This window comes from Microcoleus sp. CZ3-B2, assembly GCF_036705055.1.
Classification (GTDB): Bacteria; Cyanobacteriota; Cyanobacteriia; order Cyanobacteriales; family Microcoleaceae; genus Microcoleus.
In genome coordinates this window covers 29,700-40,366 of the sequence record NZ_JAUBTN010000056.1, presented here as the reverse complement: position 1 = coordinate 40,366, position 10,667 = coordinate 29,700, and the positions used below count along the sequence as shown (strand labels likewise).

13 protein-coding genes are annotated in these 10,667 nt (G+C 45.7%); 3 read left to right on the top strand and 10 right to left on the bottom strand.

From position 1 onward, the window contains the following. Window positions 1–164: 164 nt before the first annotated feature. Entirely contained in the window at window positions 165–359 is a 195-nt protein-coding gene (gene rpsU / locus QUA97_RS21500) for a 30S ribosomal protein S21 (RefSeq protein ID WP_006632476.1), read from the top strand. Between the two features lie 8 nt (window positions 360–367). Here the strand turns inward: rpsU and QUA97_RS21495 are convergent, their stop codons facing one another. Continuing rightward, window positions 368–643, bottom strand: coding sequence for a hypothetical protein (locus QUA97_RS21495; RefSeq protein WP_333195927.1), 276 nt, complete (start codon window positions 641–643; stop codon window positions 368–370). After that, complete coding sequence (locus tag QUA97_RS21490) at window positions 640–831, bottom strand: hypothetical protein (protein ID WP_333195926.1); 192 nt, start codon at window positions 829–831, stop codon at window positions 640–642. The genes QUA97_RS21495 and QUA97_RS21490 overlap by 4 nt, the downstream gene beginning before the upstream one ends. Window positions 832–856: 25 nt before the next feature. On the opposite strand from QUA97_RS21490, the gene QUA97_RS21485 reads away from it, so the two are divergent. After that, complete coding sequence (locus QUA97_RS21485; protein WP_333195924.1) at window positions 857–1,282, top strand: hypothetical protein; 426 nt, start codon at window positions 857–859, stop codon at window positions 1,280–1,282. A 38-nt stretch (window positions 1,283–1,320) separates the two neighbouring features. On the opposite strand, the gene QUA97_RS21480 is transcribed toward QUA97_RS21485, so the two are convergent. The 5 genes from QUA97_RS21480 to QUA97_RS21460 form a co-directional block, all read right to left on the bottom strand. Beyond that, window positions 1,321–1,782 (bottom strand): KGK domain-containing protein, encoded by a 462-nt coding sequence (locus tag QUA97_RS21480; protein WP_194069696.1) that lies wholly within the window; start codon window positions 1,780–1,782, stop codon window positions 1,321–1,323. 96 nt (window positions 1,783–1,878) lie between these two features. Continuing rightward, complete coding sequence (locus tag QUA97_RS21475; RefSeq protein WP_333195920.1) at window positions 1,879–2,331, bottom strand: hypothetical protein; 453 nt, start codon at window positions 2,329–2,331, stop codon at window positions 1,879–1,881. 18 nt (window positions 2,332–2,349) lie between these two features. Then, entirely contained in the window at window positions 2,350–2,658 is a 309-nt protein-coding gene (locus tag QUA97_RS21470; RefSeq protein WP_194069700.1) for a hypothetical protein, read from the bottom strand. Window positions 2,659–3,636: 978 nt separating this feature from the next. Further along, on the bottom strand, window positions 3,637–4,128 hold the full coding sequence (locus QUA97_RS21465; protein ID WP_333195917.1) for an ureidoglycolate lyase: 492 nt from the start codon (window positions 4,126–4,128) through the stop codon (window positions 3,637–3,639). 220 nt (window positions 4,129–4,348) lie between these two features. Beyond that, window positions 4,349–5,881: a cobyrinate a,c-diamide synthase gene (locus QUA97_RS21460; RefSeq protein WP_194069704.1), complete on the bottom strand. Its 1,533-nt coding sequence runs from the start codon at window positions 5,879–5,881 to the stop codon at window positions 4,349–4,351. Window positions 5,882–6,069: 188 nt separating this feature from the next. Here QUA97_RS21460 and QUA97_RS21455 point away from each other — a divergent pair, with 188 nt between their 5' ends. Further along, window positions 6,070–6,207: a hypothetical protein gene (locus tag QUA97_RS21455; RefSeq protein WP_194069706.1), complete on the top strand. Its 138-nt coding sequence runs from the start codon at window positions 6,070–6,072 to the stop codon at window positions 6,205–6,207. A gap of 24 nt (window positions 6,208–6,231) precedes the next feature. On the opposite strand, the gene opcA is transcribed toward QUA97_RS21455, so the two are convergent. The 3 genes from opcA to QUA97_RS21440 all read right to left on the bottom strand — a co-directional run bounded on the left by opcA (window position 6,232) and on the right by QUA97_RS21440 (window position 10,514). Then, window positions 6,232–7,596 (bottom strand): glucose-6-phosphate dehydrogenase assembly protein OpcA, encoded by a 1,365-nt coding sequence (gene opcA / locus QUA97_RS21450; RefSeq protein ID WP_194069708.1) that lies wholly within the window; start codon window positions 7,594–7,596, stop codon window positions 6,232–6,234. A gap of 554 nt (window positions 7,597–8,150) precedes the next feature. Further along, window positions 8,151–9,680 carry a glucose-6-phosphate dehydrogenase gene (gene zwf / locus QUA97_RS21445; protein WP_194069710.1) on the bottom strand — a complete coding sequence of 510 codons (1,530 nt, stop codon included), beginning with the start codon at window positions 9,678–9,680 and terminating at the stop codon, window positions 8,151–8,153. Further along, complete coding sequence (locus QUA97_RS21440; protein WP_333195911.1) at window positions 9,681–10,514, bottom strand: hypothetical protein; 834 nt, start codon at window positions 10,512–10,514, stop codon at window positions 9,681–9,683. Between the last annotated feature and the right edge of the window lie 153 nt (window positions 10,515–10,667).

The following is a 10,667-nucleotide window of genomic DNA, read 5'->3' as shown; positions in this document are numbered from 1 at the left end:
CTCTCCCCCTCTCCCCCTCTCCCCAACTATCTAGAAGCGCAACAACTTAGCAGCAGATTTGGTATAATTTTAAGGTTTTTGGCCGATCGCCCGACATCCAACAGATCGCGCAGCCAGAAACCTTGATATGATAAAACTTGATCTAACGAACCACAGGAGAAATAATGACCCAAGTTGTAATCGGCGAAAATGAAGGGATTGAGTCAGCCCTACGACGGTTTAAGCGACAAGTTTCCAAAGCGGGAATTTTCCCCGACATGAGAAAACACCGCCACTTTGAAACCCCCCTCGAAAAGCAGAAGCGCAAAGCTATTGCCAGACGCACTAAGAGACGCTTCCACCGCAACAACAAACCCTAGAAATAGCACTAAATTGATTCGGCAGATATAATGCCTTGCGATTCTAGTACCGCAGCGACTCGGAGAATCACCGCTTCGCTGTAGGGAGCATCGATAATTTGTACCCCCAAGGGCAAAGCGTCGGGCCGCTGTAGGGACACCCAAAGAACGGGCAAGCCTATAAATGATAGGGGTTGGGCGAACAGTCCCCGATTGGGACCCACTAATATTTCTTGTCCGGCGACGACCGTTTTCTCGACACCAATTTCAGGAGGAGCGATCGGGGTTGCGGGTGCGAGAATCATATTTGTATGTTGGAATATTTCGCAATTCGAGTTCGATACCACTGTCTGAATCTCTGCGCTTGCACGTACCAAGTGGCAGGGATCGGGGTTCCCGCTAAAGAACGATCGCGCGTGGCAGAATCGAAGTCTTGAGGGCGCGATCGCAAATTCTCCCGCAAGTTTCCACCCTCGCCAGCCGTAATTATCAACGCCTTGGCGCGATCAGATTCCGCTATGCTGACAGTTTCAAGCCCCCCGATTTTTGGGGGGTTTGTTGTTGCTTATTCTGCTTGGGTACCACATTTCAAGGTATTTGTCAAGACTTTTGCAACTATTTCTACAGCATCCATTGCTTGGGGTTCGGCCTCTGTAGCGAAATACCCGTCAGCAACCGCAATTCGCAATCCTGCGATACCTCTATTTAACTGTGGCGAACAAAGTTCTGGCGGGTACTGGGTGCAAACTAAATCGCGATCGATCGTCCGGGCATTGCATAATATTCTACAGCAGCGCCATACCTCGGAGCGATCGCCCAAACGGCCCCCACACAATCCAAACTACTCGAAAATAAATCAGCGCCAGCCCTATCTAAAAAACATCTGCGTTCATCCCCGTTCATCAGCCCTCATCTGCGGTGAAAAATCTCAGATTCAGATATAAGTGCGATCGACTATTGTATTGTAATCGCGATCGGGCAGTCAGTTATTATTGCTAAGTTTTTTGTATTCCTCGGATTGTCTGATATCATCTAAAGGTGATATAGGTTCATTTGGTAGATCGGGACAAAACTTTATAGATGTCTGCGTTTTCCCAGACTGGAAACTTCTATTAACTTCTATTTTAAGCTTTCCTTTTTGCCAACCTTTGGCACCAATAATGAGGATTTGACAATCGATTCCTTCTTGAGGGGAACTCCAGTTTATATCCCCTGCAGGAATTGTTGTTTCTTCGTTAATCGAGAGAGATTGCATCCAATAATATATCGCTTTCTTGCGAGATTCGTTTTCTGCTGCCTCGATAGAAAGTAGTATATAATCAAACTTCCTAGCGACTAGCTCTTTAAACCTCCGCACCGTAAAAGTAGCTTTACCCAATAACAAAACATCATCTTCGCCATCTAGTTTAGCATAGTTTTTATTTGTTTCAAGTTCTTCGTTCATTGTTTTTACAATTTTCTGCTGCTTCCTATTTGATACCATTTGAAGGTATGTGAGTCAAGGTAGTAAATAAATAATTTGCGCTCTCAGTTTTCCCACTCAAACACTGACAATTTCCCGCAACTTCTCAACGGCCACATCCAGCGGAGGCAAAGTAAAATCCTCAGCATCCATCAATTCCTTAACCTTATCAAAAATCTCAACCTCCGCCTCCTCCTGATCCGTCAGCTTATCATAAAAATAAGGGTCAGTAAACCACTGTTCAAAGGCTATCATTAACAAGCCATTGGGCGAAAGTTTAAACCGCCAATACTTAGAAACTCTGTCATCAACCACTTCAAACAGCGGTGCCGGATTATGGATGGGATAATAGCTGTAAATATCATCGCAGATATAATACCAAATAGTTCCCCGCCACTCTCTAAAGGCATAAACAACATATTCCTTCCCAATCGTCAATGAGAACTGTATGTCTTTTGTGTAACCGATAGCAGGCTCTATGTAATCATCAGGAATCGATGCACCTGTATTAGCGATACAACGAATTTTCATAATTATACTGATTCCTCATTACAAATTTTTAGGAGCGATTTTAGGGTACTGACGTTTGAACTTGCACTCTACATTTTCTTGAGTCTGACTGTTCCGAAACCAATGAACTTGTACAGATGCTCCATTAATCATGAAAGCTTGAATACTTGTCATCTTATACCAATGTTCAGGATAGCCACCATAAATAGCAACAAGTCGGGGAGCATCTCCCAACATATTGTTCGCCCCGCCTTGAATACCTTTGCCATTTCCAGCAATTGCATCTTGCAGCAGCAATTGCTCTGCCAAATTTCTCGGACTTTCATCGGGAATAGCACCTTGAGTCATAATTTAACAGTTTTTAATGTAATTTGTCAAATATCATGAAAACAAATTTTAGCTGATACTGTTTCCGCCAGCAACTTTCCCAAAGTTACATACCGAACCCCCGCGCGCATCGTGATGGCATAGTATAAACAAGCAGATTTTTCACATCAACTTTGTAAATTTCATCGGAAACTTATAAAAGTTTAACTTTCTAAAAAATACCATGCTAAAACAAAGTTTAATTTCATACATTCCCGTTATTTTACAAATATGAGCCGCCCTGTGAGCGATATCCAACATATTAGCATTTACCAAAAAAGTGTACCACGGATATTGCACGCCGTTGTGTTCCAGAATTGCGTCAAACTCATGTTGTCGCAACTCCTTAACCTGCCTCACTCTCGGCGCTTATAATCGGTAATGTCACAACCTTGTAAAGTGATATCAATTAAAGGATTGACTATAAAATATATCGGCAATTTTTGCAAAATTTGCATCAGATTCAAAGCATAAAAATTATCCTAATAACCAAAATCATGCTATCCCACAAATAGAGGAATAAGTAGAAAGGCGTAAATATTTGTAGTTGGGATGAGGCAGGAGTCAGGAGACAGAATGCAGGAGGGATTGGGGTTTTAGCCTCATTTATCTTTCTTAACACAGTTGTATTTTTCCCCACCGACTTACTTAACTCAATTGCTTTGAATGTTAATTTTGCGTTCACTAAGTTCCGAGATGAGCGGCCAAAGTCCAGCCTTGTATCAGATCAAATCGGTCGATTACCGTCACAAAAAATATCCGCACTGAGAACCCATCAGAACTCCGGCAATCTACTATGCACGACATCATCATCGCAATATTACCATTTGGCGATCGCCCGCACCAAACAAACGACATTGGCGCACAACTCTGCTATACTTTTATTCAAAAATAGCCTATTTACCTACTGGTTCCTAGTAAGTACGACCGTCATTTATTAAATCCAATAGGTGAGTTTATTCAGACAATATCAAACTCCAGATTGTAATGCTTCACAAAATCAAAGCTGAAATGGTCAACCACATTAGTATCTCTCAACTCAAGATTGTAAAAATCCACAAAATCCGCCTCAACATAAGGCCCAGCGTGCCAAGTGCCCACATCTAACTTAATAAAACAATTGCCAGGAATCCGAAAAGCAACAATATCCTCCCAACTCAGTTTATCGCTATTTCCAGGAGGCGCAACAGCCATCAACCAACTCTTCCCATCCAAAGAACCCAAACACTGAGTACATTCAACGTGCCGAGTAATTTTACCAAACTTGCGATCGTTCTCGTACAACCGCATAATGTAAAATCTAGGGATACCGTTTTGCAAACTTAATTGAGCATCCTCAGCATCAAAAGACTTGCCATCAACACTCGCAAAAATAACTTGACCGTAACTCCGAAAATTTTCTGGTGTCACCCATTGTGCAAACAATTGTTTAGTCGAAATTGATTCCCCCATAAATCCCAACAGCCCCTCCCAGCATTCATCAAAAACATTCTAATACAGTAACCCTCTCTCTTCTCTGTGCCCTCAGCGTCCTCTGCGGTTAAAAAAATCAAAAAATCTAGTTAGCTTTCTCGATCGTCTAAAATACCATTACAATAACGCATCAGCAGAATGCTCTCCCCTCTTCCTTAGCGCCCTTAGCGTCTTCGCGGTTCGTCAAAAAAAATATTAATTAAATCCGATCGCCCAAAACACCCTTACAATCAAACTCAGCACACTGCTGCAAAAAACGAGCCGGAATATCAGGGCGAGCACCCCAATGCAAATGCAAATAAGAAGCGTGCACCTGACAAACCCCCCAACCTTCAGCAACCGCCTCAACTTCCCCCCGCGAACCGTACCTCCAACTGTGATAAACTGGATTAGTCGGTTCAACAGTTAAATGCGATCGATGAAACTCATGACCCCAAACCGCATCAAAAGCATTTAACACCAAACTATCCCTCACCGCCACAGCCTCCCGGTATCCCAGCGTCAAACGCTTTCCCATCTCAGCAGCAGTTTTCAAAACACCCACCCCTTGCCAAGAATTCCCATCGAAGCCTACAATAGAATCGCACAAGTACATCAAACCGCCACACTCCGCATAAGTCGGCATTCCCGAAAAAATCGCACTTCTGACAGCATCCCGAATTAAAACATTATTGCTCAATTTCTCAGCAAAAACTTCGGGAAAACCGCCGCCAAAATACAACCCTTGCACATTGTCAGGAAAAACAGCATCATCAAGCGGACTCCAAAATACTAACTCGGCACCCAACTCTTCCAACAAATCAAGATTGTCCTGATAGTAAAAATTAAAAGCCCGATCGCGCGCAACTGCAATCCTCACCCCAAATTGTTTTCCCAAACTGTTGACAGCATCATCTTTTTGAGTTACAATCCCGTAAGGGAGACTGTATTTACCCGAAAGTTGCTCAGACCCCTCACCCCCCCCATTTCGAGTCGCAGCCAACAAAGGCAAAAGTTGCTCCCAGTCAAAACTAACAGCAGCCAAATCCGCCAACTTATCGATCGCAGCATGAAGATTCGGCAACTCCTCGGCCGGAATTAAACCCAAATGTCGATCGGGAATAGTAACAGCCTCATCCCTACGCAAAACGCCCAAAATAGGTAAATTGAGCGGTTTTAGAGCATCAGTAAGCAGTTCCAAATGTCGATCGCTAGCCACCCGATTCAACACCAAACCAGCGAAATTAAGATTTGGGTTAAAAGAACGAAAACCGTGGGCGATCGCAGCCACAGAACCAGAAAGCCGGCTGCAATCTATCACAAACAATACCGGCAAATTCAGCAAACAAGCAACATGAGCCGTTGAAGCAAAAGCAACAGAATAATCTAATTCTTCTTTCCCCACCTTCAAGCCATCCGCTACATCCGCTACAAAATCCGTTGCCGAACTTCTTTCTTCCTTCTTCTGAGAAACTCCATCAAATAGCCCCATTACCCCTTCAACCAAGGCATAATCGACATCTTGAATGTGACGCTCAAAACACTTTTTTACATAAGATTCAGACGTTAATACCGGGTCTAAATTCCGACAGGGGCGACCGGTGACAAAAGCATGAAACATCGGATCGATGTAGTCCGGGCCCACCTTAAACGATTGCACGTTCAAGCCGCGGCGGATTAAATAAGCTAAAAGGGCGATTGTTACAGTAGTCTTTCCCGCACCGCTGCGTTCGCCAGCACTTACTAAAGTCATTAGTTATTAGTTATTAGTTATTGGTTGTTGGTTGTTGGTTATTGGTTGTTGGTTATTGGTTGTTGGTTATTGGTTGTTGGTTATTGGTTATTGGTTGTTAGTTGTTAGTTGTTGGTCAACAGTCATTAGATAGCAACGGCTCTCCTGAAGTTTTGGCGATCGGTTAATCTAATGTCTGGTAATAGGTAATGAGTAATAAGTCCCGAATCGATCGCAAATTACCTTTTTCCCAATTACCCCAGAGCCAAATATACATTTCCCCCAAATATCCGAAAGAGCGATCGCCACTAACGACTTTGGGATTTGTCGCTACGTACAACTACTGACTGCTGACTAATGACTACTGACTACTAACTTCTTGACAACTTCAGCATCCCGGCCGTCACTGCCAAACTTTCTTCGTAAAGCACATCTCGGCCCCAACTCTGCAAGTGCTGGCCCAGCAACTGTTCCGTCACCTGATCGAACAGAGGAGTCACCTGGTTAAACCGATCCGTTTGAGCGCCACCCTTGGTTTCCATTCGCATACAGCCACCATCTTCCGAACACAGAACCGTACCGCAGTCAGCATTTTCGTTTGTAGAATTCAAACGCAGAGCAATCAAATCGCCCGAGACATCGCCTGAATCAGCAGTTGGAATCGCCGCTAACTCAGCTTCCACAACCCGTTCGTCGGCACCGACAAATTTAATTCGCTTGATTTGGTAATCGCCCTCTTCCTGTTTGAAAGCCACAGGACGCCACCCAAGTCGGCTCGCCAGCCAGCCCAAATACATCAGCGCTTGAGTAGAATTGCCCTTTTCGTAATCGATAGTCACTCGATCGATCTCTTGAATTGCCGCCCGACGTTCCGGCGGATCGAAAGCCTCCGCAGCTAACTCCTGCCACGCCGCCAGCCGACGCCAATTTAGATCCGCGATCGGAATTCCTTCCTCGATCAGACTTTGCATCAACAGCAATTCAGCTTCACACTCGGCAAAGCTGCTAGAGTCAACAATCACAGAACTGCTAATTGCCGCCAGCCGCTGGAACAAACCTCGATCGGCATCGGGATTCGCCTTCCACCACAGCAGCGTCGGCAAATCAGGGATAGTCAGCGCCGTCACTATGCCGCTCACCCGTTCCAAAGCAGCTTCCGTACCCCTGAGCGTAATATACTCGCAGCAGATCAGATTGCCGCTCCCGCGCTTGTGCACCGGACAGTAAGCAGCCACTTGAGCCTGCACCCCCGTATCTTCCCCCGCCGTCGGACACAGAGCAATAATCCGGCACGGATTGGCAGCCACGATCGCATCAGCCACCCCCGAACCCCCGGAACCCAAACCAGTCGGCCCCAAAACCTCGCCCTTGGAATTTTTGCGAGCCACTTCTTCCCGCAAAGTATCCAGCAATTCAGCGTTAGATTTGCCAGTTCTCGGCAGTCCGTAAGCTTTTTGAGCATCCCTGATGCTAGATGCCGTCATCGGCCCGGTAATACCGTCCACCGGCCCATCATAAAACCCCAGATCCGCCAATAACTGCTGAGTTTCTTCCGGTTCGTAGACTACAAAGGTAAAAGTTGTTGCCCTACTAGCGATCGGAACATCGCCCTTTGAACCAGATTCTCTGTAACTTTCCCAAATTTGACTCAATTCTGCCTCTATTTGGTCGATCGACACATCTTTAGGACTTTGCAGCGAAACCAGAGGCGGAGCTTTCATCGGTGTCATCGTCATAAATCTTCTCTCCTTTGTTTTTAGTCATTGGTCATTGGTCATTGGTCATTAATCATTGGTCATTGGTCATTGGTCATTAATCATTGGTCATTGGTCATTGGTCATTGGTCATTGGTCATTGGTCATTAATCATTAGTTAGCCATTATTATAGCGGTTCTCAGTAATGAGGTACGCACTAGCGATCGGTAATAAGTAATAGGTAATTGCCGGATTAGTAATTTGATTTCGGGTTAGCTACTAGCTATGATTTCTGATAGATTACCCGTTACCCATTCCCTCCGCTTCGCCTCGCCCATTACTGGAGCGTACATCACTTAGAAAGGCTACAGTTAGCCGTTATTAGTTAGCAGGTCTCAGCTAATTACCAATACTAATCCTGACACATAACTAAGGACTAAGGACTAAGGACTAATGACTAATGACTCTTAAACTCGGCTAACTAATGACTGCTGACTAATCACTTTTAAACTCGGCCAACTAAGGACTAAGGACTAATGACTAATGACTCTTAAACTCGGCTAACTAAGGACTAATGACTAATGACTAATGACTCTTAAAGTCTGCGCCACTTGCGACCGTCTCTGTTAATCAGCAGTTCTGCTTCCGCCGGTTCCCAAGTACCCGCTTCGTATTTAGGAACCAACTCCTGTTCGTTGGACGATTCCCAAGCCATCAGCGCCGGCGTTACCACCCGCCAAGCTTCTTCCACTTCATCAGAACGGGTAAACAAAGTTTGGTCGCCCAGCATACAATCAATCAAAAGGCGATCGTAAGCATCCGAAGATGTCACCCCAAACGAAGAACCGTAACTGAAATCCATATCCACCGTCCGCGTCCGCAAATCCGGCCCCGGCATTTTCGCCTCAAACCTCAGCGAAATCCCCTCGTTCGGATGCACCCGCATGGTCAAAACGTTAGGAGTAGTTTGTTGGGCTGCGGACTGAAAAATTAGCAGCGGAACTTCCCGGAACTGAATCGCAATTTCGCTAACTTTTTTCGGCAACCGTTTGCCGGTTCGCAGGTAGAAAGGCACTCCCTGCCAGCGCCAGTTGTCAATCATAAACTTCATCGCCACAAAAGTCGGCGTTGTCGAATTGGGAGCAACCCCCGGTTCATCGTGATACCCCGGTACCTGTTTGCCCTTCATCCAACCTGCGGAATATTGACCCCGAATCGCTGAGAACTCCAAGTTATTCAAATCTGCCAAGCGAGTTGCTTGCAGAACTTTCATCTTTTCGGTGCGGATGCTGTCAGCGTCGAGGGAGTTTGGCGGTTCCATCGCCGTCAGACAGAAAATCTGCATCAAGTGGTTTTGCAGCATATCCCGCAGAGCCCCAGAGGATTCGTAGTAACCGGCCCGGTCTTCTACGCCTACTGTTTCTGCAACTGTAATTTGTACGTGATCGACAAATTGCCGGTTCCACAGGGGTTCAAAAATCGCGTTAGCAAACCGGAACACCATTAAATTCTGAACAGTTTCTTTACCCAAATAGTGGTCGATCCGGTAAACTTGCTGTTCTTGGCAAACCTTCTGCACGACTCGGTTGAGAGCTTTTGCCGAACTCAAGTCGCGGCCGAAGGGTTTTTCAATTACCAAGCGGTGTTTTACTGGGTCAACCAGCATTTGAGCCGCGCCCAGTTGCCTAATTGCTTCTGGGAAAAAATTCGGGGAAACTGAGAGATAAAATATGTGATTGCCACGAGTTCTCCTTTCTTCGTCGAGTTCCGCTAAGAAAGTTTTGAGTTTTTGATAGCTTTCGGGGTTGTCAATGTCGCCGGGACAGTAGTACAAACCTTTAGCGAAATCTTGCCAAAATTCTTCATTGCCAATGCCGCCGCCAAATTCTTCAATGCCCTCGCGCATTTGCTCTCGGAAGTAATCGTGACTCCAAGGGCGGCGGGCCACACCTACGACGGTAGTTTCCGGTGGCAAGCGCCGATCGCGCTTCATCTGATAAATTGCTGGTACAAGTTTGCGCTGGGTGAGATCCCCAGAAGCTCCGAAGATGACCAGAATTTGCGGTTCCGGCACTCGTTCTTTTCGCAAACCGACGCGCAGTGGATTTTCAAGTAGCGTTACCATTTATTTTCCTTTTGCTTCTAGTGCTGTTAATCTTGCCAATACCGCATGATAGTTCGCCGTCATTTCTGCTAATTGCTGGGTGAGAGAGTTAATCTGTCCTTCATACTCAGCCTTGACTTCCGCCCGGATTTCCTCTCTGAGTTCTGCTATAACTTCCGCCCGGATTTTAACCCTTTCAGCAGCCAATCGCACTTCCCAATCTCGATCGCGCTGTAGCAATTCAGCTTTCAACTGCCTGTTTTCGGCTCGCAGTTGCTCCATTTCCAACGCCACAGCAGCAGCACGCCGCTCCCTCTCTCTGTTTTGTTCTCGGATTTCCTCTCTAAGCCGCTTATTGTCCGATCGCAATTTCTCCAGTTCAGAATCAGTATCTTTAGGCGTTCGTCGGCTTCCTAGGGATGGAAATCGCTCGTCAACCAAACGCTGAACTGCTGCACCAGTAGGCATACCATTGGGCGATGACTCCAACGCCTCTTGCCAAATTTCGAGTTGCAGTTCAGGCGATAATCCTGCTAGAGGACGCACTTGATTTTCCTTTGTAGGAATTTTGACACCAATTGGTGTCAAATTTTCGATAACCTGCGCTGCTGCAATAAATCGATGAGCCGTCTGCCTGGCTATCCCCCATTTGTCCCGACAATAAGTCTCAAAACTTTTATGAGCTTCGCGGTACAGCTTCTGTTCCCGAATTTCATCTAGGGCTTTGCCAACTTCGTAAAATGTCTGAAGTCCATGTTCCACAATGGATTCTAGTTCTTTAAGCCTGGCCCGTTCAGTTACATCAAGTTCCGCAATAGCATACTCGCTCTTTAGTAAGGTATTGGTAGTCTGCATAGCAATTCCTCATTGGTAGGATATGGAGGATTCGAGTTAAAGCTTCTGGTAGGAGTCCTCTTACAGGAGGGAATCAATTTTACTCTGGAGGATTTTTGTCACCAATTGGTGTCATTTTTCCAAGTTCGGGGTTCAAAACTCAGCACCCAGAGC